Annotated in this window: 22 protein-coding genes; 14 read left to right on the top strand and 8 right to left on the bottom strand. The window is 74.7% G+C overall.

Features of this window, described 5'->3' with window-relative positions; genetic code table 11:
- Positions 1-28 precede the first annotated feature (28 nt).
- Together ABZ881_RS01865 and ABZ881_RS01860 are read left to right on the top strand one after the other, a co-directional pair.
- Positions 29-541: a hypothetical protein gene (locus tag ABZ881_RS01865; protein WP_358480994.1), complete on the top strand. Its 513-nt coding sequence runs from the start codon at positions 29-31 to the stop codon at positions 539-541.
- The gene (locus ABZ881_RS01860; RefSeq protein WP_358480992.1) at positions 538-861 is read left to right on the top strand and encodes a DUF3817 domain-containing protein; all 324 of its coding nucleotides are present in this window, start codon (positions 538-540) and stop codon (positions 859-861) included. The genes ABZ881_RS01865 and ABZ881_RS01860 overlap by 4 nt, the downstream gene beginning before the upstream one ends.
- A gap of 8 nt (positions 862-869) precedes the next feature.
- Here ABZ881_RS01860 and ABZ881_RS01855 read toward each other — a convergent pair whose 3' ends face one another.
- Complete coding sequence (locus ABZ881_RS01855) at positions 870-1,652, bottom strand: DUF2470 domain-containing protein (RefSeq protein WP_358480990.1); 783 nt, start codon at positions 1,650-1,652, stop codon at positions 870-872.
- A gap of 138 nt (positions 1,653-1,790) precedes the next feature.
- Here ABZ881_RS01855 and ABZ881_RS01850 point away from each other — a divergent pair, with 138 nt between their 5' ends.
- Genes ABZ881_RS01850 through ABZ881_RS01840 form a run of 3 tightly spaced genes read left to right on the top strand, consistent with a single transcriptional unit; the run spans position 1,791 to position 4,394 of the window.
- A complete protein-coding gene (locus tag ABZ881_RS01850; protein WP_358481107.1) occupies positions 1,791-2,699 on the top strand; it encodes a hypothetical protein in 909 nt (302 codons plus the stop codon).
- A gap of 4 nt (positions 2,700-2,703) precedes the next feature.
- Positions 2,704-3,672: a prephenate dehydratase gene (pheA, locus tag ABZ881_RS01845; RefSeq protein ID WP_358480989.1), complete on the top strand. Its 969-nt coding sequence runs from the start codon at positions 2,704-2,706 to the stop codon at positions 3,670-3,672.
- The gene (locus tag ABZ881_RS01840) at positions 3,669-4,394 is read left to right on the top strand and encodes a histidine phosphatase family protein (protein ID WP_358480987.1); all 726 of its coding nucleotides are present in this window, start codon (positions 3,669-3,671) and stop codon (positions 4,392-4,394) included. The genes pheA and ABZ881_RS01840 overlap by 4 nt, the downstream gene beginning before the upstream one ends.
- 6 nt (positions 4,395-4,400) lie before the next feature.
- Here ABZ881_RS01840 and ABZ881_RS01835 read toward each other — a convergent pair whose 3' ends face one another.
- On the bottom strand, positions 4,401-5,597 hold the full coding sequence (locus tag ABZ881_RS01835; RefSeq protein ID WP_358480985.1) for an acyl-CoA dehydrogenase family protein: 1,197 nt from the start codon (positions 5,595-5,597) through the stop codon (positions 4,401-4,403).
- Positions 5,598-5,798: 201 nt separating this feature from the next.
- Here ABZ881_RS01835 and ABZ881_RS01830 point away from each other — a divergent pair, with 201 nt between their 5' ends.
- Positions 5,799-6,788 (top strand): AraC family transcriptional regulator, encoded by a 990-nt coding sequence (locus ABZ881_RS01830; RefSeq protein WP_358480983.1) that lies wholly within the window; start codon positions 5,799-5,801, stop codon positions 6,786-6,788.
- A 132-nt stretch (positions 6,789-6,920) separates the two neighbouring features.
- Here the strand turns inward: ABZ881_RS01830 and ABZ881_RS01825 are convergent, their stop codons facing one another.
- Positions 6,921-7,922: an AraC family transcriptional regulator gene (locus ABZ881_RS01825; RefSeq protein ID WP_358480981.1), complete on the bottom strand. Its 1,002-nt coding sequence runs from the start codon at positions 7,920-7,922 to the stop codon at positions 6,921-6,923.
- A gap of 232 nt (positions 7,923-8,154) precedes the next feature.
- Between ABZ881_RS01825 and ABZ881_RS01820 the strand changes: the two genes are divergently transcribed.
- Both ABZ881_RS01820 and ABZ881_RS01815 read left to right on the top strand, forming a co-directional pair.
- On the top strand, positions 8,155-8,964 hold the full coding sequence (locus ABZ881_RS01820; protein ID WP_358480980.1) for an alpha/beta fold hydrolase: 810 nt from the start codon (positions 8,155-8,157) through the stop codon (positions 8,962-8,964).
- On the top strand, positions 8,961-10,115 hold the full coding sequence (locus ABZ881_RS01815) for an LLM class flavin-dependent oxidoreductase (RefSeq protein ID WP_358480979.1): 1,155 nt from the start codon (positions 8,961-8,963) through the stop codon (positions 10,113-10,115). The genes ABZ881_RS01820 and ABZ881_RS01815 overlap by 4 nt, the downstream gene beginning before the upstream one ends.
- A gap of 12 nt (positions 10,116-10,127) precedes the next feature.
- Here the strand turns inward: ABZ881_RS01815 and ABZ881_RS01810 are convergent, their stop codons facing one another.
- Together ABZ881_RS01810 and ABZ881_RS01805 are read right to left on the bottom strand one after the other, a co-directional pair.
- A complete protein-coding gene (locus ABZ881_RS01810) occupies positions 10,128-10,478 on the bottom strand; it encodes a metallopeptidase family protein (RefSeq protein ID WP_358480977.1) in 351 nt (116 codons plus the stop codon).
- A gap of 4 nt (positions 10,479-10,482) precedes the next feature.
- Positions 10,483-11,874 carry a septum formation family protein gene (locus ABZ881_RS01805; protein WP_358480975.1) on the bottom strand — a complete coding sequence of 464 codons (1,392 nt, stop codon included), beginning with the start codon at positions 11,872-11,874 and terminating at the stop codon, positions 10,483-10,485.
- Positions 11,875-12,122: 248 nt separating this feature from the next.
- Between ABZ881_RS01805 and ABZ881_RS01800 the strand changes: the two genes are divergently transcribed.
- The 3 genes from ABZ881_RS01800 to ABZ881_RS01790 are packed head-to-tail and all read left to right on the top strand — an operon-like array spanning position 12,123 to position 14,379.
- Positions 12,123-12,725, top strand: coding sequence for a hypothetical protein (locus ABZ881_RS01800; RefSeq protein ID WP_344024153.1), 603 nt, complete (start codon positions 12,123-12,125; stop codon positions 12,723-12,725).
- Positions 12,726-12,728: 3 nt separating this feature from the next.
- Complete coding sequence (locus ABZ881_RS01795; RefSeq protein ID WP_358480973.1) at positions 12,729-13,895, top strand: glutathionylspermidine synthase family protein; 1,167 nt, start codon at positions 12,729-12,731, stop codon at positions 13,893-13,895.
- 31 nt (positions 13,896-13,926) lie between these two features.
- Positions 13,927-14,379, top strand: a complete 453-nt coding sequence (locus tag ABZ881_RS01790; RefSeq protein ID WP_344024157.1) for a DUF350 domain-containing protein — start codon at positions 13,927-13,929, stop codon at positions 14,377-14,379.
- 27 nt (positions 14,380-14,406) lie between these two features.
- Here the strand turns inward: ABZ881_RS01790 and ABZ881_RS01785 are convergent, their stop codons facing one another.
- Entirely contained in the window at positions 14,407-15,519 is a 1,113-nt protein-coding gene (locus ABZ881_RS01785) for a nucleotide disphospho-sugar-binding domain-containing protein (protein WP_358480971.1), read from the bottom strand.
- A gap of 81 nt (positions 15,520-15,600) precedes the next feature.
- Between ABZ881_RS01785 and ABZ881_RS01780 the strand changes: the two genes are divergently transcribed.
- From ABZ881_RS01780 to ABZ881_RS01770, 3 genes are all read left to right on the top strand, one after another.
- The gene (locus tag ABZ881_RS01780) at positions 15,601-16,440 is read left to right on the top strand and encodes an HAD family hydrolase (RefSeq protein ID WP_358480969.1); all 840 of its coding nucleotides are present in this window, start codon (positions 15,601-15,603) and stop codon (positions 16,438-16,440) included.
- Positions 16,441-16,679: 239 nt separating this feature from the next.
- Positions 16,680-17,273, top strand: coding sequence for a phosphatase PAP2 family protein (locus ABZ881_RS01775; protein WP_358481106.1), 594 nt, complete (start codon positions 16,680-16,682; stop codon positions 17,271-17,273).
- Positions 17,274-17,520: 247 nt separating this feature from the next.
- Positions 17,521-18,414, top strand: coding sequence for a decaprenyl-phosphate phosphoribosyltransferase (locus ABZ881_RS01770; RefSeq protein WP_358481104.1), 894 nt, complete (start codon positions 17,521-17,523; stop codon positions 18,412-18,414).
- 16 nt (positions 18,415-18,430) lie between these two features.
- Here the strand turns inward: ABZ881_RS01770 and ABZ881_RS01765 are convergent, their stop codons facing one another.
- Both ABZ881_RS01765 and ABZ881_RS01760 read right to left on the bottom strand, forming a co-directional pair.
- Positions 18,431-19,378 carry an NAD-dependent epimerase/dehydratase family protein gene (locus ABZ881_RS01765; protein WP_358480966.1) on the bottom strand — a complete coding sequence of 316 codons (948 nt, stop codon included), beginning with the start codon at positions 19,376-19,378 and terminating at the stop codon, positions 18,431-18,433.
- Between the two features lie 20 nt (positions 19,379-19,398).
- The gene (locus ABZ881_RS01760; RefSeq protein WP_358480964.1) at positions 19,399-21,429 is read right to left on the bottom strand and encodes a DUF6541 family protein; all 2,031 of its coding nucleotides are present in this window, start codon (positions 21,427-21,429) and stop codon (positions 19,399-19,401) included.
- Positions 21,430-21,460 lie beyond the last annotated feature (31 nt).

The raw sequence follows: 21,460 nt of genomic DNA, 5'->3' as shown, positions 1-21,460 counted from the left end.
GGCCGACCGCGGTGCGTACCCTGGGTGCGTGTTGCGGTTGCTGCTGTCCCCGAAGTGGATGGCCTGGCACGTGCTCACGCTCGGTGCCATGGTCACCTGTGGCTGGCTGGCCGCCTGGCAGTGGGGCCGGGCCGGATCGGCGATGGGCTCGGCCCTGAACATCGGGTACGGGCTGCAGTGGCCGCTGTTCGCGGTCTTCTTCGGCATCATGTGGTGGCGGTTCCTGCGCCTGGAGATCGGCGACCTGCGCGCGGCCCAGGCCGCCGCGGACGAGTTCGCCACCGGCGAGCCCGCCGGCGGCCAACCCACCGCCGGTGGGCCCGCTGCCGGCGATTCCGGTGCCGTTGACCTCGCCGCCGCGGTCCCCGGAGCCACCGTGGTGCCCGCCGCTCCGGAACCTGCCGCCACCGCGGCCCGGCCGTCCCCGTTCACCGCGCGCCCGGCCGGCGTGACCGCACCCCCGCCCGTGGATCCCCAGCTGCGGGCCTACAACGATGAGCTGGCCCGCCTCGCGGCCCGGCAGGAGGAGGCGACCCCGTGACCGTCGCGACCGCGCTCAAGGCCTTCCGGATCTCGGCCTGGGTCACCGGGGTGGGCCTGCTGCTGCTCACCTTCTACGCCATGCCGGCGAAGTACACCTTCGGCGATCCCCGCCCGGTCGCACTGATCGGCATGGTGCACGGCTTCCTGTACATGATCTACATCGTGTGCACGCTGATCCTGGCCGAGCGGTGCCGGTGGAACCCGGTGTTCGCCGTCGTGATCCTGGCGGCGGGGACCGTGCCGGTGGCGTCGTTCTTCGCCGAGCGGCACGTGACCCGCAAGGTGCAGACCGAGCACCTCGCGGCCGCGGGTACCTGACAGCAGGCTCAGGGCTGCTGCGCCACCGGGCAGCCGACCAGCTCGGCGAACCGCTTCTGCAGCTCGGTCGGGGTCCTCGCCTCGGCCGAGAACGCCAGCCGCACGTCCTGGGTGCCGCCGCCGGACGCGGGCACCCGGACCCGCAGCCCGTACCGGTCGACGCCGATCGGCCGGATCCGCCCCGTCGCGTCGCCGGGTGCGCGCAGCGCGTGCGGCAGGTGCCTGCGCAGCGCGGCCAGCATGTCCGGGTGCGCCCGGTCCAGGTGCTCCAGCCACGCCTGCTCGACCCGGCAGAACGGGTCCGGCTCGGCGGCCGACAGCTCCACCGGTGAGACCGGCGCGCAGCCCTCGGCGTCGGAGTACACCGCCGACGACGGCTGCAGGCGCAGCAGCGTCGCGCCCCGCCCGGCGTCGAGCAGGTTCGGGTGCGGCGACCGCTCGGCCAGCCGCAGCGCCCGGTCCCGGCCCGTCCTCGGGTCGGGTTCGTGCAGGCGGCCCAGCAGCCAGAGCAGCTCGCGCACCGGCTCGGGCAGCGGCACCGGGGTCGGTCCGGTCAGCTCCAGCATCACCGGGAGGCCGTCGACGGCGAGCCGGGCCTGCCTGCGGACCGGATGGTCGTCGGGCAGCAGGATGTCGGTCGTGCCGTCCGGCCAGGTGTGGTGCATCAGCGGCGCGCACGGTTCCGGCTCCCCGGTCCCGACGAGCGCGGCGCGACCGCCACGGGTGACCAGGCTGCGGGCGCGCTCGGCGACGGCGGGCGTCGGGGGGCGCCGCGTGCGGGTGGTTCCCACTCTCACCTCCATTAGGTAACCCTTACCTAAACAGGTGTGAGTGTCCCCTGTCCAGTGCTGGACGCGGCGCCGTTCGACCGGCCCGGCAACCCCCGTTGTCCACCCGCCGTGACCCGACCGTTAGCGTCTGTCGACGTGATGACCGTGCCCTCGGGTTCCGCTGCCGACCCGTGGCCGATCCGGCCGCTGTTGGCTGCGCTGGTCGACGACACCAGCCTGCTGCAGCCGCGGAGCGTCGCACCGGGTGTCGACGCCGTGGTGTCGCGCTACCTCGCCGCTCGCGACGGCCACTACGGAGGCCTCGTCGGCCGGCTGGTCTGCCCCGCCTCGCAGCTGCCCGCCGTGGTCACCGAGCTGGCCCGGTCCGCCCCGAGCCGCCCCGCCGAGCTGGCGCTCGTCGTCGACACCGGCCTGGGCGCGGTCCCCAAGGCCCTGTCCACCGTGTTCTCCCGGTCCAGCCTGCTCACGCCGAGCACCGTGGAGTGCGCCGCGCCGCCGGACGTCGACGGCATCTGGCTGGAGCGCGTCTCCGAGTTCGTCCCGGACGAGGTGACGCCGGTCGTCGAACCGCGCCGCCCGGTCGACGGCGACGACGAGGGCACGCTGGCCTGGCTGGCCGCCGTCCGCAGGGTCGCCGAGCACGGCTGCACGCCGAAGATCCGGATGGGCGGCCCGCGGCCGTCCGACGTGCCCGAGGTCGACGACGTGCACGCCTTCCTGCAGGCCGGCCTGGAGAGCGGCACCGGCGGGATCTCCGCGCAGGGCGTCGACCGGATCGTCCGCGAGGAGCCGTCCGGCTCGTTCACCCGGGGCAGGCACGGCCTGCTCAACCTGATCGCCGCGGTCGCCCGGATGACCGGGGTCAGCGCGTCGCCCGATCCGGTGCAGGACGCGCTGGAGTGCACCGACGGCGAGAAGCTCGCCCGCGAGCTGGACGAGCTGCCCCCGGCCGCCGTCGAGCAGGTCCGCGCCGTGCTGCCGCGCTGCGGCGTCGACCCGGATCCGGTGCCGATCGCCGATCTCGTCGCGCTCGGGCTGCTGGACTGAACCGATGCCGAGCCCGCCGCGGATCGGGTTCCTGGGCCCGCACGCCACCTTCACCGAGCAGGCGCTGCACACCCTGCCCGAGTCCCGGGACGCCGAGCTGGTGCCGCTGCCCGGCGCCCCGGCGGTGCTCGCCGCCGTCCGCGACGGCTCGGTCGACGCCGGCTGCGTCCCGATCGAGAACACCGTCGAGGGCGCGGTGCCGCCGGTGCTCGACGGCCTGGTCGCCGATCCGCCGCTGGTGGTCACCCGGGAGGCCCGGATCGCGGTCCGGTTCTGCCTGCTCGGAAGGCCCGGCACCGACCGGGCCGGTGATCTCGCCGCGGTGCGCACGGTCGCCTCGCACGGCCACGGCATCGCGCAGACCCGCGGCTGGCTGGCCGAGCACCTGCCCGGCGCCGAGGTCCGGGTCAGCTCGTCCACCGCGGAGGCCGCCGCCCAGGTCGCCCGCGGCGAGGTCGACGCCGCGGTCGCCGCGCCGCTCGCCGCGACCCGGCACGGGCTCGCCGTGCTCGCCGACGACATCGCCGACAATCCCGGGGCCGTCACCCGGTTCGTGCTGCTCACCCGGCCCGCGCTGCCGCCGGAGCCGACCGGCTGGGACCGCACGATGCTCGCCGCGACCACCACGAACCGGCCCGGCACGCTGCTCGGCCTGCTCACCGAGCTGACCGTCCGCGGGATCGACCTGACCCGGATCGAGTCCCGCCCGGTGAAGGACCGGCACGCCGAGTACTGGTTCCATCTGGACTGCTCCGGGCACGTCGCCGACCCGGCGATGGGGGAGGCGCTGGCCGCCCTGCACCGGCGCTGCGACCGGCTGATCTACCTCGGCTCCTTCCCGCGCTCCGAACCGCGACCGGAGCGGCCGGGCGGTGTCGGCAGCCCGGTGGCACCGCCCACCGTCGCCACCGCCGACGACCACGCCGCGTCCCAGCGCTGGCTGGCCGCGATCCGCGAGGGGGCTGGCCGGTGAGCGACGACACCGCCACCGCGTTCGCCGCCGCCGGCGGCGGGATCCGGGAACCGGCCGTCCCGCCGGACGACGGTGCGGTCCGCCTGGTGCTGGTCCGGCACGGCCGCACCCCGTCGAACGTCCGGCACGCGCTCGACACCACCGTCCCCGGCCCGTCACTGGACGAGCTCGGCCACGAGCAGGCCGCCGAGGTCGGCAGGCTGTTCGCCGGATGGCCGGTCCGCGCGCTGTACGCGTCCCGGGCCACCCGGGCCCGCGAGACGGCGGCCCCGATCGGTGCCGTGCTCGGGCTCGACGTGCAGCTGCTCCCCGGCGCGCACGAGATCTTCGTCGGCGATCTCGACAACCGGGCCGACGACGAGGCGCGGGCGGCGTTCGACGAGGTCTTCGCCTCCTGGTGGGACGGCGAGGTCGACCGGCCGATGCCCGGCGGCGAGTCCGCGCGCGACGTCTGGGACCGGTTCCTGCCGGATCTGGACGCGGTGCTGGACGGCGTCGACGGCGGCGCCGTCGTCGTGGTCAGCCACGGCGCCGCGATCCGGCTCGCGACGCTCGCGCTGCTCGGCGCCCGGGAGGACCCCGAGCGCACGAATCCGCCCGCGACCTACGGCCGGGACCGGCCGGTCCCGAACACCGGCCGGGTGGTGCTGCGCCGGGACCCGGGCGGCTGGGCCCTCGAGCTGTGGGATCCGATGCCGGACGGCCGGACCGGGTCACACTGACCCGGATCAGAGGAACGGTGTCGCCGGGTCCTGCCCCATCAGCACCCGCCCGTGTACCTCGAGATTGGTGTTCAGGTTGAGAGCCGCGTGCAGGCTCAGCGCCTCGATGTCGCGGAACACCCGCTGGATGGGCACGTCGCCCTGGATCGACGACGCACCGCTGATGCTGTTCAGGGCTTCCACGGCGAGCCTGCTCAGCCGGACGACGTGCGCCGACTCGGCCCGCATCGCCGCGCGCTCGGCCACACCCGGGTCGCGGCGGGCGATCGCGGCGGCCCGGAGCCGCTCGGTCAGGTTGCGGGTGAGCAGTTCGGCCGCGCGGATGTTCACGGCGGCGTCGGCCACCGTGACGTGCGTGGTCTGGGCCTCGGCCACCGTCCATCCGGTGTAGGTGATCATCCGGCCGGGTGCTCGTTCGCGGAAGTGGTCCATCGCGGCCCGGGCCATCCCCAGCGGGGTCCCGGTGCTGCTGACCAGGACGAACGGGAAGAGCGCGCAGTGGTACAGGTCGGCGTCGGCGTTCGCGACGGACCGGGTGCCCCCGGCCAGGGCCTCGGCCACCGGGAGCAACCGGTGCTCGGGCACGAACACCGACTCGGCCACCGTGGTGTTGCTGCCGGTGCCGGCGAGCCCGGACGGGTGCCAGTCGTCGGCGATGGTGAGCTCCGACATCGGGACCAGGGCGAGCAGGATCTCCGGCGGCCCGTCCGCCGGCCCGTCGACCTGGGCGGCGACCACGTCCCAGGTGGCGGAGCGACAGCCGGTGTTGAACGGCCAGCGCCCGCTGAGCAGGTAGCCGCCGTCGACCGGAGTGAGCACACCGCCGGGGCTGAACACACTGGCCACCCGGCTGTCCGGGCCGTCGGCCCAGACCTCGTCCTGCGCGCGGTCGTCGTAGCGGCCGACGAAGTAGGCGCCGACGGCGTGCAACGACGTGACCCAGGACGTCGACCCGCAGCCGCGCCCGATCGCGTCGAGCACCCGGGTCAGCTCGACGATGTCGGTCTCCGAGCCCCCGTAGCGCCGCGGCGTCGTCATCCGGAAGGCGCCCGCGTCCTGCAGGGCCCGGATGCTCTCCTGCGGGATCCGCCGGGTTCGTTCGGCCTCGGCGGCGTTCGCCCGCAACAGCGGGACGAGTTCGTCCACCGCCGCCAGGAGCGGGGTGGTCCCTGAGTGGGTCTGGGTGTCGAGTGTCGAGGACATCGGCGGCCTCCGGTTGAGAAGTGTCGCCGGACGGTAGGGCGGCTCCGGTCCGTCCGGCGAGCCGCGATCCGCCGGCACCGTCCGATTCCCGCAACGGGTCGGTCCGGACGGGCGTTGACACCGGGACTGCGCGGCGTTTCGATGACGGACACCTGTCCGATCAGTGGGCACCTTCCGCTGGGTCACGGGAAGTGGAGGGTCATGGCCGACCCGGAGGCCACAGCCGCGTGTCGTCCGACCGGTCCGCTCGCGGCCCACACCTTGCTGCGCTCCTCCGATCCGGACGAGATCCGTTCACGCGCGGTCGCCCTGCTCAACGGGCATTCGATGCGGTTGTCGGACCGCGCGGCCCGGCTGCGTGCGGACATCCGCGGTGTCCAGGTCGCCGGCCTGCGGCTGATGGCGTTCCGCTACGGCGCCGGGGTCGAGATCGGTGCGCCCCCGCTGGACGACTTCGTGACGATCCACCTGCCGGTCCGGGGCGGCTTCCGGCTGGATCACCTGGGCCGGTCGGTGGCAGCCGGTGCCGGTCGGGGCGCGGTGATCTCCGCCGTCGCCCCGCTGCGGATGGAATGGAGCGCCGATCTGGTGCTGCTGGTGGTGCGGTTGGAGCGGGCGGCGCTGCGCGAGCGGTGGGCGGCGGTACTCGGCGAGCAGGTGGATGCCGATCTCGTGTTCGAGCCCGCCGTCGACGCCGGCTCGGCGCTTCCCGGGGCGGTCCGGGCGTTGTTCGGTGCCGTCGAGGAGTCCGGGCCCGCCGGGCTCCGGCCGACGGTGGCCGCCGAGTTCGAGCGGACGATCGGCTCACTGCTGGTGCTGGAGCACCGGCACTCGTCGTCCGAGCAGCTCACCCGGCACCTGGCGCTGCCGTCGCCGCGGGTGCTGCGGGACGCGCTGTCCCACCTCGAGACGAATCCGGACAGGGCGGTCCCGGTCGCCGAGCTGGCCCGGGTGGCCGGGGTCGGCGAGCGGACGCTGCTCGCCGCGTTCCGTCGGCACCTCGGGACGACGCCTGCCGCGCACTCCCGCCGGATCCGGCTGGACCGGGCGCGTCGCGACCTGCTCGGGGGCGGCCCGCACGCGTCGGTCACCCGGATCGCGCAGGACAACGGCTTCGCCCACGCCGGCCGGTTCGCCGCCGCCTATCGGGCCCGGTTCGGAGAGCACCCCTCGGCCACGCTGCGCCGCTGACGGCCCGCCGGGCCTGTTGCCGCCGGGCCGGTCGTCCGCCTCGCCTGCGCCGGGCCGGCTCCCGCGGCCACCGCCGACGGGCCGGCTGCCGGGGGTCGTCCCCGCCGGCTCCGCCCGACCCGTGCCGTCGGATCAGCGGCGCAGGGTGGTCGACGGCGACTCCCCGAACCGGGCCCGATAGGCGGCGGCGAACCGGCCGAGGTGCCCGAACCCGTGCCGCAGGGCCACCTCGGTGACCGAGTCGGTCGCCGGATCCGCCGCGGCCAGCTCGGCCCGCGCCCGGTCGAGCCGGACCCGGCGGAGATAGGCCATCGGCGTGCTGCCGGTGTGCCTGCCGAACGCGGCGTGCAGGGCGCGCTCGCTGATCCCGGCCTCCCGGGCCAGGTCGGCGACGCCCAGCGACTCGTCGGTGCTCGACTCGATCAGCTCGAGCACTCGGGCCACCGTCCGCGGCGGCGGGCGCTCCGGTTCGGCGAACAGCGCCCGGGTGTGCCGGTGCCGATGGCCGAGCAGCAACGCCGACACCAGGGACCGTTCCGCCTCGGCGGCCACGGCCGGGGGCGGCCGCCCGCCCGGACTGGTGCGCAGCACGTGGAGCAACATCGACACGGCCGCCGTGACACCGCTGGTGCCGACGTCCAGGGCCGCCTCGAACGACAGCGGCCCGGCCGGCCGCCGGCCGAGCATCCGCTCCAGCGCGGTCTCCAGCCGACGACGGTCGATCAGCACCATGAGCTGGTACGCCTCCGGTGACAGCCGGATGGTCAGCGGGCGGTCGTAGGTGAACACGGTCGCGCGGTCCGCGTCGAGGGCGAGCGGCGGGCTGCCCTCCACCGACGAGACGGCCGATCCGGTGGACAGGAAGTTCAGCGTGACCCACGGGATGGGTGGCACGCAGGTGATCGCCACCGGGGAGCGGTAGGTGGTCGCCAGCAGGCCGATCCCGCCGACCGAGGCGAACCGCACCTGCGCGCGGAACCGTGACTCGTCGCGCACCGCCATCGCGTGCGCGCAGTCCAGCAACGCCTCGGTCCGGGTCCTGGCCCGGTGCGGATCCGGGGTGCTGAACCCGGTGCCCCGGCTCAGCCGACGGGCGTCCGGGCGTGTCACGTCCGACGGCGCCGATCCGGCCATGCTCGCCTCCATTGGCGGACATCTGTCCGATGGACGTCAGCCTGGCCAGCGAGCCCGGCTGATGTCAACGTCCGGTCCGGTGGCGGCTGCGCAGGAAGTGGATCGCCGCACAGCGGTGAACGGATCGCGGGTGTGCGCCGCCGCTCGTAGCGTCGAGGCGTGGTTGTGGCAGTCGCCACGCCCCGCGGCGCCGGACGGTGCCGGGGCGACCGACCAGGGGAGGCAGACACCGGTGACCGATGTCGTGGAAGGACCGGCCGTCGCGCGAGAGCTGGCGGCCGGAAGCGGATCGATCAGCTACTTCCGGTCCGGGAGCGGGCACCCGTTGCTCTTCCTGCACGCGGCCGGTGGGGCCGGGGTGTGGGGACCGTTCCACGAACGGCTGTCCGGATCGGCCGATGTCATCGCCCCTGACCATCCCGGCTGGGGCGGCTCGGACGACCTGCCCGAGCTGCGCGGTGTGGACGACCTCGTCTACCACTACCTCGACGTGCTCGACCGGCTCGAGCTGGACCGGGTCGACCTGGTCGGGGCGTCGTTCGGCGGGTGGCTGGCCGCCGAGCTCGCGGTGCACTCGCCGGAGCGGTTCCGCAGCCTGGTGCTGCTCGGCCCGGTCGGGCTGCGGATCCCCGGCCACCTGGTCGCCGACCTGTTCCTGATGACGCCGCCGCAGCTGGTCGCGGCGCTCTACCACGATCCGGCGCTGGTCGAGCGGATCCTCTCGGTCGCCCCGGGGACCGACCAGATCGTCGCGACCTACCGGGAGCTGGGTTCGCTGGCCCGGTTCGGCTGGCGGCCGTTCCTGAACAACCCGCGGCTGGAGAGCAGGCTGCACCGGATCTCGATGCCGGCCCGGGTGATCGCGGCCGGCGAGGACCGGATCGTGCCGCGGGTGCACTGCGAGCGCTACGCCGCCGGGATCCCCGATGCCGAGCTCGTCGTCGTCGACGACTGCGGGCACGCGCTGTACGGGGAGCGCCCGGACGCCGTCGCCGAGGCCGTCGTCACCTTCCTCTCCGAGCGCGCAGGAGGCCGGTCGTGAAGTTCAACTTCTTCCACCTGATGCCTTACCCGTACCTACCGGACGATTTCGACGACCTGGAGAAGTACCCGTCGATGTCGCTGAACTACTCGAACGCGAACTTCGACCCGGCCCGCGGCGTGCAGCTCTACCACCGCTACCTCGATGAGCTGGAGCACGCCGACGCGGTCGGCTTCGACGGCATCGTGGTGAACGAGCACCACCAGTCCGGCTACGGGATGATGCCCTCGCCGAACATCATGGCCGCGGCGCTCGCCCGGCGGACGTCGAACTCGTCGATCCTGGTCCTCGGCAACGCCATCCCGATCCGCGGGAACCCGCTCCGGGTGGCCGAGGAGGTGGCGATGCTCGACCACCTCACGAACGGCCGCCTGGTGTCCGGGTTCGTCCGCGGGATCGGGTGGGAGCACTTCGCGCACAGCGTCAGCCCCGCCGAGTCGCGGTCCCGGTTCAACGAGGCGTTCGACCTGATCCGGAAGGCGTGGACCACGCCGGGGCCGTTCCAGTGGGTGGGCGAGCACTACGAGTACCGCTACGTGAACGTCTGGCCGCGTCCGCTGCAGTCGCCGCACCCGCCGATCGCGGTGCCCGGCGCGGGCAGCCCGGAGACGATGCGCTGGGTCGCCGAGAACCGCTTCCTCTACGTCTCGGTGTACGCCCCGACCGCGGTGGTCAAAACCTGGTTCGATGGTTACCGGGGCGCCGCCGCCGACATCGGCTACGAGGTGGAGCGGGAGAAGATCGCGCTGGCGGTGCCGGTGTTCATCGGTGAGGACGAGCGTTCGGCGCACGAAGAGGCACGCCGGCACGTCGAGTGGCTGTTCCACAAGGGACTGCGGCAGAGCGCCGAGATGGTGTTCCCGCCCGGCTACATGTCCCCGCCGGCGCTGCGCGGCCTGCTCAAGGCGAACCTCAAGCCCTATCCGGAGCTGTCCTACTCCGAGCTCGTCGAGCAGGGGTACGTGATCGTCGGCGGGCCCGAGTCGGTCCGCAACCGGATCGGAGAGCTGCGCGACGAGCTCGGATTCGGCCAGATGATGACCATGCTCGCGATCGGGGACATGCCGGCCGAGCTGGTGCGTCGCAACACCGACCTGTTCGCGAACGAGGTGGTCCCGCACTTCAGGACCGCACTCGCGACGGCCGGCTGACCCGCCTCGAGCTCAGCCCCAGCCGAGCTCGTGCAGCCGGTCCTCGGAGATCCCGAAGTGGTGCGCGATCTCGTGCACCACGGTGATCGCGACCTCGTCGACGACCTGCTCCTCGTCGTCGCAGAAGTCGAGCACCGCATCCCGGTAGAGGGTGATCCGGTCGGGCAGCTCGCCCGCGTAGTCGGCGGTCCGCTCGGTCAGCGCGACGCCCTCGTAGAGCCCGAGCAGGTCCGGCTCGTCGGGATTGCGCGGCTCGACCAGCACGACGACATTGTCCATCGCCGCCGCGAGCCGCTCCGGCAGCAGGTCGAGCGCGTCGCCGACCAGTTCCTCGAACCGGTCCGGCGTCATCGGGACGGGCACGGCGTCAGCCGTCGAGGCCGGGCAGCCCCGGCGGCACGTCGAGATCCGGCGGCGGTGTCGTGCCGCCGTCCGGCGCGGCGGGCTGCCCGGAGCCGGGCTGCTCGACGGGCGCCGGCGAACCGGGCGCGGACGGATCGGCCGGGGCGGACGGATCGGCGGGCGCGGACGGATCGGCCGGGGCACCCGGCACCGTCGCGGCGGGCGGGGCGGGCTGCTCGCCGACGACCAGCTCCCCGCGCACCGAGCCGGTGATCGTGGCGAACCCGCTGCCGTCCGGCAGCAGGGTGCCGATGTTGCAGTTGACCTTGCGGCTGCCCGCGTTCCAGGACGCCTCGGACAGGTTGCCCCAGTAGACGGTCAGGCCCTTCTCGCCGATCACCCGGTCGTTGCCGGCGAAGGTGTTCGCGGCCTCGGTGCAGGCGGGCTGCAGGAAGCGGTCCTGGTCCTCGACCGTGGGGAACGCCTCCGGGAACTCGGTGCCCAGGTCGATCACGCCGACGGCCTCGACGGCGTGCGGGCCTGCGCAGTCGGTCGGGTCGCCGACGGTGCGCCCGTCGATGGCCAGGCAGGTCCCGGCCGGCTGGACCGCGGACTGGTCCTGGTCGGCGACCCGCCCGGTGATCGGCAACATGGCGCCGCTGCGGGACGCCATCTGCAGGCCGCAGCGCATCCCCCGGTCGCCCTCGTCCCACCGCTGCTGGGACGGCTTGAGCGCACCCACCCGGAACTTGCCGTCCGGATCGAACCGCCCGTCCAGGTACTGCGTGACGACCGGGGTGCAGCGCTCGGCGACCAGAGTCTGCCAGGACTCGTCGGCCGGGAACACCGCCTGGTCGGCCAGCGCGACCCGGCCGGCCTGCTCGAACAGGTGCGGCTGCGCGCAGTCGACGGCAACGGTGTCGGTCGCGTCGGCCCGGCTCCAGTTCAGGCAGGTGCCCGGGGTGTCCGGCGGCGGCGGGAGCGGCGGCGGCGCCTCGACCCGCGGCGGCACCCCGGACGACGCGAACGAGCCCAGCACCGGCACCTCCGCGCCGAGCAGCGAGTCCAGCGACGCGACCGTCAGCATGAGGAAGGCGCCGATCAGGATCCCGATGCCGACCCGGCGGGCGCCGAGCGGCCCGCGCTGCGGGCCGCCGTGGTCGTTGCCGTGGTCGTGCGGGACCGTCGCCTCGGGCCCGGCGGCCCGGCGGCGGCTCCGGGTGGGGGCCACCGGGGTCGCCGTCGTCGATGTGCCGGCCGGGCGGGTCAGCACGGACGTCGCACCGCCGCCCGGGGCGCCGTGCGCGGCGCGGGCGTAGCGGCCGTCGTAGCCGTCGTAGACCTGCTCCCCGGTGTCGGCAGGCCCGGGGTCGGCGTGCCGGCGGGGAGCGGAGCCGGTGGGGGAGCTGGGATCCATGACCCGTCCATGATGCAGCGGCCCGGCCCGCGGCTTCATCCGGCCGGGGTACCGGGGCGGCGGTCGGTCGGCCGGGTGCTGTGAACGTGCAGGTGACGGCCGCGCGCGGACGGCGCCGGTCCCGCTCGTCCGGCCGGGGGTGCCCGGGCGCCGCGGACCGGTGCCCGGCGGCGTCGCCGGTCCGCGCACGGGGGTCGGCGGGGACCGTTAGGGTGCGCGAGGGGGGATGCGGCGATGGGTGAACAGCGATGACCGACGGGGCAGGGCGGCCGGGCCGGATCCGGCACCAGGACGGCAGCACGACGCCGCGCGAGCCCACGCTCGCCGAGAAGCGGGCCCGTGAGCAGAAGCTGCGCGCCGACCGCGAGGAGGTGCGCCGCCGCGAGGCCCGGTCGAAGACCACGAAGCGGGTGCTGATCGGTACCGGCGCCACGGTCGGCGTCGTCGCGTTGATCGCGGCCGTCTACGCGGCGTCCGGCGGCGGCACCGAGACGGTCGATGCGCGCTGCGTCGACGAGAACCAGGTCGTCGTCCCGGACGAGAACTGCGCGGGCACCTCGCAGAGCGGCCAGGTCAGCACCGGCGGCGGCGGGTTCGCCTTCGTGCCGATCTTCCTCGGCGGCGGCGGGCGGCAGTACCACTACAACTACGGCGGCACCGGCAACGTCGGGCAGGTCGCGACCGGCGGGAACGTGACCCCGCCGCCGAGCGGCACCACCGTGCGCAGCGGCACCACCGGCTCCACCATCGGATCGACCACCCGCGGCGGGACGATCTCCCGCGGCGGGCTCGGCGTCGGGGGCGGCTCATCGACGTCCTCCGGCGGCTCCGGCACGTCCAGCGGGAGCTGAGGCGTGCGACGCGAACGCGGCACCCCGCGGCCGGGCTGGCAGCGCACCGTCGCCGACCAGGGCATGGTCTTCGGGTCGCCGGGCCTGGACGGGTCCGGCGGCGAGCGCCCGTACTGGGACGAGTCGGTCCACTACACGTTCGAGATGGACGAGATCCTCTCCCTGGAGGCCGACGTCGAGGTCCTGCACTCGATGTGCCTGTCCGCCGTCGACCACGTGGTGACCACCGGCCGGTTCGCCGACTTCGCGCTGCCCGAGTGGAGCTGGCAGGCGGTCACCGACTCCTGGCGGCGCTCCGATCCGCACGTCTACGGCCGCTTCGACCTGCGCTACGACGGCTCCGGCCCGGCGAAGCTGCTGGAGTACAACGCGGACACCCCGACGTCGCTGCTGGAGGCGTCGATCCCGCAGTGGTACTGGCTGCAGGACACCCATCCCGGCGACGACCAGTGGAACTCGCTGCACGAGAAGCTGGTCGAGCGGTGGGCCGAGATCAAGGCCGCGCTGCCGTCGCCGGAGGTGCACTTCACCTGGTCGGGGGCCGAGTCGACCGGGGAGGACCACATCACCGTCGGCTACCTGCAGGAGACGGCGGCCGAGGCGGGCATCGACACCGTCGGACTGTCCATCGAGGACATCGGCTGGGACTCCGCGCTGGACCGGTTCGTGGACCTCGAGGAGGTCCCGATGTCGTCGGTGTTCAAGCTCTACCCCTGGGAGTGGGTGCTGTCCGACGAGTTCGGCAAGCACGTCACCCGCAGTCAGCCGGAGACGCTCTGGCTGGAACCGCTCTGGAAGTCGCTGCTGTCCAACAAGGCGCTGCTCGCGGTGCTCTGGGAGATGTACCCCGGGCACCCGAACCTGCTGCCCGCGTCGCTGGGCAACCCTGGCATCCTCACCGAGTACGTGCGCAAGCCGCTGCTCGGGCGCGAGGGGGCGAACATCTCGATCGTCGCGCCCGGCTACGAGACGGCCACCGGTGGCGTCTACGGCGACGAGGGGTACGTCTACCAGCTGTTCGACCCGCTGCCCGAGTTCGACGGCTTCCGGCCGGTGCTCGGCGCCTGGCTGGTCGGTGACACCGCGGCCGGGCTGGGCATCCGCGAGACCGCCGGCCTGATCACCGACGACGGCGCGGCCTTCGTGCCGCACCGCATCCCGCACTCCTGACCGCTCCCCGCTCCCCTCCGGAGGTACCACCGTGATCCTCGCCCAGGCGCTCGACGCCACCTACTGGGGTTTCCTCGGCCGTGGCATCGGCGCGATCCTGCTCTACGCGGTGATCGGCACCCTGATGATGCTGATCGGCTTCTGGGCGATCGACCTCACCACCCCGGGCAAGCTGCCGCAGATGGTGCGGGCCGGGCTGCCGAACGCCGTCACGATCACCGCCGCCGGGATGATCTCGATGGCGTTCATCATCGTGCTGGCGATCTACGCGTCCTACGGGTCGCTGTTGCAGGGCGTCATCTCGTCGCTGGTGTTCGGCCTGATCGGGATCATCGCCCAGGTCGGCGCCGTGCGGCTGCTGGAGTGGGTGACCGGGATCGACATCGGCGAGATCATCCAGTCCGAGGAGCCGCGGGCGGCAGCGAAGGTCGTCGCCGCCGCACATGTCGCACTGGGCCTGATCGTGGCGGTCGCCGTCTTCTGAGCCCCGCGGGGCGCGGCGCCCCGGTCCTCAGATCAGTGCGGCGACGATGTCCACCCGCGACTGGGGTGAGGGCATCGCGGCGATCTCGGCGCGCACCTCCCGGGCGGCGGCGGCGATCTCGCCGTCGTGCAGCAGCCTGCGCAGCGCGTCCTCGGTGACCGCGCCGCCGATCCCGGCGCCGCGCGCGTCGACGAGCTCCGCGTTGTACCGGCGGTCACCCGGACCGGGCAGGGCCAGCTGCGGGAGGCCGGCCCCCAGCGCGGCGAGCACGTGCCCGGAGCTCCCGCCGTGCAGCACCGCCGCGCACGCCGGCAGCAGCTCGGAGAGCGCGACCCGGCCGACCGGCCGGACCCCCCGCCCGCCCCGGCGCAGCAGCCGCGCGGGCGGGCGCACCAGCACGAGCTCGCAGTCCAGGTCGTCCGCGGCAGCCACCACCCGCAGCGCGGACGCCTGCAGGTCGCCGCGCATCGGGCCGCCGCCGCGCAGCACCAGCACCCGCGGCCGCACCGACGGCGCCCGCAGCCAGCCCGGCAGCGGGCCCCCGGCACCGGCCCGGCCGGGCCGCACCGCGAGCGCGTCGCGCGGGCCGGCCAGGCTCTGCGGGGTGATCGTCAGCGCCATCGCGGGCGGCGGCACGCCGCGCACGCCGTGCCGGGCCCTGGCCCGCTGCAGCGGGCGCGAGTCGAGCAGCACCCGGGTGGTGGCGAGGCCGTCGAGCAGGCCGTTCTCGTGCAGCACCGCGGGCACGTCGTGCCGGGCCGCGGCGACCGCGCCGCCGGCGGCCAGCGGCTCGTGCAGCACGATGTCCGGCCGCCACTGCTCGGCGACGGTCACCAGCGCGTCGGTGAGCTCCTCGTTGACCGGGCCGAACAGCGACCGGACGCCCGCGTCCCCGCCGCGCCCGGCGAGCTCGGCCCGCGCGGTCACCGGGTGCGCTACCAGCGACCGGGCGGCGAGCCGGCCGATCCGCAGGTTCCGGGCGACGTCGATGAACGGCAGCGCGCCGGTGCCGCCTGCCGGGAGCGCCTCCCCGCCGCAGGCGACCAGCACCTCGTGGCCGGAGTCCCACAGTGCGTGCGCGAACGGAAGCAGCGGTGTCAGGTGCCCCGCCAGGGGGGTCGCGACAACCAGAACGCGCACCCGCCGAGGGTAACCACTCCGGCGCGTCCCGCGGGATGTCCGGCGACCCGGCGGGGCGCCGGTGTTCCGTACGCTCGAGGCGTGATCGCCGACAACCCGCCCCGGCTGGTCGCGACCGACGTCGACGGCACCCTGCTCGACGACCGCGACGCCGTTTCCCCGCGCACCGCCGCCGTCATCTCCCGGCTGGTCGACGCGGGTGCCGGCTTCGTGCTCGTGACCGGGCGCCCGCCGCGCTGGATCCCGCCGGTGATCGCCAAGCTGCCGGCCGGGATGGTCCGGCTGTGCGTCTGCGCGAACGGCGCCGTGCTCTACGACGCGGTGGACGACGTGCTGCTCGGCGCGCACACCCTGGAGCCGGACGCGGTCCGCCGGCTCGCCGCGCTGGCCGGGAAGCTGTTCCCGGGCTGCGGCCTGGGCGTCGAGCGGGTCGGCACCGCGGCCACCGGCCGGGTCGAGCTCGGCACCGTCGACGAGTTCCTCACCGGGCCCGGCTACGTGCACGCCTGGGGTGCGCACGACGGCGGCCCGGCCAGCCGGGACGAGCTGGTCGCCCGGCCGGTCACGAAGCTGCTGATCCGCGCGCCGGAGCTGACCAGCGAGCAGATGATGGCGACGTTCGAACCGGAGGTCGGCGGCATCGCGGACCTGACCTTCTCGCACCCGTCGGGGCTACTGGAGGCGTCCGCGCCGGGCGTCACCAAGGCGACCGGGCTGGCCGACGTCGCGGCCCGGCTCGGGGTGACCGCGGCGCAGACGATCGCCTTCGGGGACATGCCGAACGACCGGGAGATGCTGCGCTGGGCGGGGACCGGCGTGGCGATGGGCAACGCGCACCCGGACCTGGTGGGGCTGGCCGACGAGGTGACGGCGCCGAACTCGCGGGACGGGATCGCGGAGGTCCTCGAGCGCTGGTTCTGACCGGCGTCGCCCGGGCGTCGTGGGCCGGCCGGCCGGGACACCGGCGCGGTGTTGCGGCGTGTACTCCGGCGGGTCACGCGGCGGTGGCCGCGCGTTCACCGGAGCATCACACGGGCCGCGACGGCCCGCCCCGGGGCCGGTCGCCGGGCCGCCCGGGCGTACCATCACCCGCTGTCATCGCCCGGATCGAGCCGGGTGCCAGCGGCACGCCTGGAGGGCCCCACCCCGTGGCCGACACCCTGGACCGCTCCGGTCCGCACCCGACGTCCGACGCGGCCCGCACCCCGGCGACCCCCGCGAGCGGGGAGACCGCCGTCCTCGCGGGCGTGCAGAACGCCCTCGCGAACGGGCCGTCCGTCCGCGTCGCACGCGGGATGTCGTTGTTCGGCGAGCACGCCGCGGGCTGGCTCGCCATCGGCGTCGCCGGCGCCGTGCTCGACCGCCCGCGCCGGCGGGAGTGGCTCGGCTCGGCGGCCGCGGTCGCGTTCGCGCACGGCGCCTCGATCGGCGTCAAGCGGGTCGTGCGCCGCCGCCGCCCGGACCACCCGTCGGTCCGGGTGCTGGTCGGCACCCCGAGCCGGCTCAGCTTCCCGTCCTCGCACGCCACGTCCACCACCGCGGCCGCCGTGCTGTACGGCGGCCTGCTCGGCCGCCGGTCGCGGATCGCCGCGACGGCGACCGTCGGGCTGATGGCGCTCTCCCGCCTGGTCCTCGGCGTGCACTACCCGACCGACGTCGCCACCGGCACCGCGCTCGGCGCGGCCGTGGCCACCGGCGCGCGATCCGTCATCCGGCGCAGCGCCGCACGTCGCAACCCCACCTCCGGAGGGTGAGCGCATGACCAGCACCGACCGCACCCGCGTCGAGAGCGGTAAGGACGACCGGGACACCCCGGCCGACTCCGCCGGCGCCAAGGCCACCGGCACCACCGCCGCCGACTCCGCCACCGACTCGAAGGCCGCCGTCGCCGAGGCGGCCGACCCGACCACCCCGGTGGTGCCGGACGCCCCGGACGACGCGGGCGCCCCCGAGGGCCATGCCGCCGACGCCGCCGGCCGCGGGCCGGCGCCGCATGTCCCGATGGACCCGTCCGAGCGGACGCCGGCGATGGTCGCCCGCGGGCTGGTGCGGACCATGCGTCCGCGGCAGTGGGTGAAGAACGTCCTGGTGCTCGCCGCGCCGTTCGTCGGCGGGGGCCTGTTCGACTCGTCGGTGCTGGTCGACTGCCTGGTCGCGTTCGTCGCGTTCTCGCTGGCCTCGTCCGGCGTCTACCTGGTGAACGATGCGCTCGACGTCGAGGCCGACCGGGCGCACCCGACCAAGCGGCGCCGCCCGATCGCGGCCGGCATCGTGCCGCTGCCGCTGGCCTACGTCGCGGCCGGCGTGCTGTTCGTGGCGTCGATCGGGCTGGCCGTGGCGGTCACCTGGGAGCTGATCGTGGTGCTCGCGGTGTACGTCGTCGTGCAGCTGTCGTACTGCCTGTGGCTCAAGCACCAGCCGGTGATCGACATCTGCATCGTGGCGTCCGGGTTCCTGATGCGCGCCATCGCCGGTGGTGTCGCGACGGCGATCCCGCTGTCCCAGTGGTTCCTGCTGGTCGCCGGGTTCGGCTCGCTGTTCATGGTCGCCGGCAAGCGCTACGCCGAGATGACGCTCGCGGAGCAGACCGGCGCGAAGATCCGCAAGTCGCTGGAGAGCTACTCGGCCTCGTACCTGCGCTACATCTGGTCGCTGTCGGCCACGGTCATGATCATGACCTACGGCCTGTGGGCGTTCGAGATCCGCGAGACGCACCACAACACCGTGTGGTCGGTGCTGTCGATCGTGCCGTTCGTGATCGCGGTGCTGCGCTACTCGGTGGACGTCGACCGGGGCACCGGCGGCGAGCCGGAGGAGATCGCGCTCGCCGATCGGGTGCTGCAGGTGCTCGCGGTGGCCTGGCTCGGGATGCTGACGCTGGCCGTCTACAGCTGAGCCCGCCTGGGCCGGCTCACCCGCGTGCGGTGTGCCAGGCCCAGGTCGCGGCCAGCCCGTCGGCGAGGGCGGTCGGCTGCGGGAGCCCCAGCGCGGCGATGCCGCGGGACGGGTCCAGGCAGCTGCGCCGCAGCTCGCCCGGCCGGGCCGGCTCGAACTCGGGGGTGAACGCCGCCGGGTCGAGGCCGGCCACCCGGCCGATCGTCGCGGCCAGCTCGGTGATCGTCGACTCGGTGCCGGTGCCGACGTTGAACACCTCGCCAGCCAGCTCCCCGGCGGCGAGCCGGTCGGCGGACGCGAGCGCGGCCCGCGCGATGTCGCCGACGAACAGGAAGTCGCGGGTCTGGCCGCCGTCGCCGAAGACCGTCGGCCGCCCGCCGGTGCGCGCCCGGTCGCAGAACAGCGACACCACGCCCGCGCCGCCCGACGGGTGCTGACGCGGGCCGTAGACGTTCGCGAACCGCAGCACCAGCGCGGGCAGCCCGTGCGCCCGCACGAAGAACCGGGTGTAGCGCTCCGCGGCCAGCTTGCTCAGCCCGTACGGCGACTCCGGATCGGCCGGCTCGCTCTCGGTGGTCGGGAGCGGGGCGCCGTCGCCGTAGATCGCGCCGCCGGTGGAGCAGACCACGACCGCGCCCGCCCCGGATGCCTGCGCTGCCCGCAGCACCGAGAGCGTCCCGAGGACGTTCACCGAGGCGTCGTGCAGCGGATCGGCCATCGACGTCCGGACGTCGATCTGCGCGGCCAGGTGGTGCACCGCGTCCGGCCGGAACCGGTCCGCCAGCGCGGCCAGCCCCTCGGCGTCGCGGATGTCGAGTTCGGCCAGCTCGACGCCGGCCGGGAGGTTCTCCCGCTTGCCGGACGACAGGTCGTCGACGACCAGGATCTCGTCGCCCCGGGCGACCAGGGCGTCGACCAGGGTGGAACCGATGAAGCCGGCTCCGCCGGTCACGAGCACACGCATGTTTCCTCCGGGCCGCTCCGTCAGGCGGGCGGGTCGATTGCATCGAGGTCCAGCCGGTACACCGTGACCGTGCCGCTCCGGAAGGCCGGCGTGAGGCCGGGCAACCGCGCGTGGTCGAGGTCGGTGAGGCCCGGTGCGGTCGTGAACCTAGTCGAGGCGTCCACCCAGCCCTCGGGTGCTCCCCCCGCCCCGATCCCGGGTGCCTCCGAGTCGACGTAGACCCACCCCACGTCGAGATCGCGCAGCATCCGACGGATCTCCGGGTCCTCCGGATAGTCCCGGAACGACCGCATCAGCTGGTAGGTGTACGGAGCCGCGCCGGTGCCGAGCGTCGTCGTGTTGACGATCGGAATGCCGGCGTCGACGTAGAGGAAGATCGAACCGTCGTTCGCCGAGTTCAGTACCCGCTCGCCCGGGGTGACCCGCCCCGCCAGGAAGCGGACGGCGGCGAGATCGTCCGGTCCGACCCGGACGAAGTCCGGATGCGCGTACCGGGTGCTGATCGCCTCGGTGTTCGTCGCCATCGCCCGCCCGACCGGGACCGCGACGAGCACCGCCATCGCCGCCAGCACCAGCGCCGAGGCGACCGGACGGGGCCGCAGCGGCACCGGGAGCGGCCGGCGCACCCGGCGCCGGGCCCACCGGACCGCGCCGGTCACGGTCAGCACCACCCCGAGCGCGGCCAGGGAGGGTACGAACATCGCGACGTGCGACCAGATCCTCGGCTGGTCGTTGTAGAACAGCCCGGTCAGCATCCGGAGCGGTCCCTGGGCGGGCGCGAACATCGTCGACACGGTGATCGCGGTCCAGCTCGCCCAGGCCGCGACGAGGCCGAGCCCACCGCACGCGCGGACCACCACGAGCACGCCGTAGAGGTACAGGACGGTGAGGCCGGCCGGCCCGATCGCGCGCGCCGGGTCGAGGTAGCCGCCGTAGACCAGGCTGGTCGCGCTGCCGATCGAGTCGCCCAGCGGGAGACCCTGCCGGTTGACCGGGAACGATCCGGTCGCCCCCGCCGAGTCACCGCCCTGCAGGACCAGGGGCAGCGCGAGCGCGCCCGCGACGATCCCGGCGCCCAGCAGCACCGGCATCGCGCGGCGGATCCGCTGCCACCCGTCGCGTCCGAACAGGTCACCGGCCAGCCACGTCGCCACGCTGACGGCGACGGTGGCCGCCGCGCTCGGGTGGACGGCCAGGAGCCCGCCGGCCCCTGCCCCGCACGCGACCGCGGCCGGGACACCGGGCCGGTCGGCGGTGAGGAGCAGCGCCGCGATCAGCCCCGGGGCGAGCGCGAGGGCCACCGCCGCCGAGTAGATGCCCCCGTCGTGCATGAGATGGACGCCGGGCCGGTAGAGCGCGGGCGCGATCACCGCAGCCGTGCCCGCGGCGAGCCAGGCGGTTCCCGGGCCGGTGCCGATCCGGCGGGCGGCCACCGCCGTCAGCACGGCCACCGACACGACCCAGCAGACGGCGAGACAGACGACGGTGACGGCGTTGATCGCGACGACCGGGTCCGCCCCGAGCCGGGACAGCAGCGCCGGGGTCAGGTGCCCGCCCCCGGGATAGAACCGCACCGGTTCGCGGGTGAGCACATCGATCGGTCGGATCAGCCAGGGCGCCGCCTCACCGGAACGTTCGATGTACCCGACCAGGAACAGGTGGGTGATCATGTCGTGTTCCTGCGGGATCCGGTCGAGACCGCCGAATCCGCGCAGCCACATGCGGGCCGCGAGGGCGGCGCCGGCCAGGCCGCCGAGCAGCCCGACGACCGCCGGTGCGGTGGGGCGCCGGTACGCCGGCCGCTCGGGGAGACCGCCGCTGCGCAGCCGCCGCAGCAGCCCCACCGCCAGCAGGAGTGCGACGACGCTCCCCACGACGGCGGGGGAGAACGGCAGGCCGAGCGGGGCGGCCGCCGTGGCGACGGCGAGCAGGAGCCCGACCGACGCGGTCGGGATCACCGCGGCCGACAGCAGCGGCGAGCGGAGCCGGAGGGCGAACACCAGCGCGGCGCCCGGGAGCAGGGCCGTCACGAGGGCCGCGAGCAGGATCATGCGGTCGATCGGAACCTCCAACTCCGGCGTC

Source organism: Pseudonocardia sp. NPDC046786, assembly GCF_040645415.1.
Lineage (GTDB): Bacteria > Actinomycetota > Actinomycetes > Mycobacteriales > Pseudonocardiaceae > Pseudonocardia > Pseudonocardia kongjuensis.
This window is presented reverse-complemented; position numbering and strand designations above follow the sequence as displayed.

Excerpts from the sequence above, each read along its gene's own strand:
- pheA (WP_358480989.1), top strand. The coding sequence starts at position 2,704 with ATGCCGAGCCCGCCGCGGATCGGGTTCCTGGGCCCGCACGCCACCTTC.
- ABZ881_RS01760 (WP_358480964.1), bottom strand. The coding sequence starts at position 21,429 with ATGATCCTGCTCGCGGCCCTCGTGACGGCCCTGCTCCCGGGCGCCGCG.
- ABZ881_RS01825 (WP_358480981.1), bottom strand. The coding sequence starts at position 7,922 with ATGGCCGGATCGGCGCCGTCGGACGTGACACGCCCGGACGCCCGTCGG.
- ABZ881_RS01830 (WP_358480983.1), top strand. The coding sequence starts at position 5,799 with ATGGCCGACCCGGAGGCCACAGCCGCGTGTCGTCCGACCGGTCCGCTC.
- ABZ881_RS01835 (WP_358480985.1), bottom strand. The coding sequence starts at position 5,597 with ATGTCCTCGACACTCGACACCCAGACCCACTCAGGGACCACCCCGCTC.
- ABZ881_RS01770 (WP_358481104.1), top strand. The coding sequence starts at position 17,521 with ATGGACCCGTCCGAGCGGACGCCGGCGATGGTCGCCCGCGGGCTGGTG.
- ABZ881_RS01805 (WP_358480975.1), bottom strand. The coding sequence starts at position 11,874 with ATGGATCCCAGCTCCCCCACCGGCTCCGCTCCCCGCCGGCACGCCGAC.
- ABZ881_RS01765 (WP_358480966.1), bottom strand. The coding sequence starts at position 19,378 with ATGCGTGTGCTCGTGACCGGCGGAGCCGGCTTCATCGGTTCCACCCTG.
- ABZ881_RS01850 (WP_358481107.1), top strand. The coding sequence starts at position 1,791 with ATGACCGTGCCCTCGGGTTCCGCTGCCGACCCGTGGCCGATCCGGCCG.
- ABZ881_RS01800 (WP_344024153.1), top strand. The coding sequence starts at position 12,123 with ATGACCGACGGGGCAGGGCGGCCGGGCCGGATCCGGCACCAGGACGGC.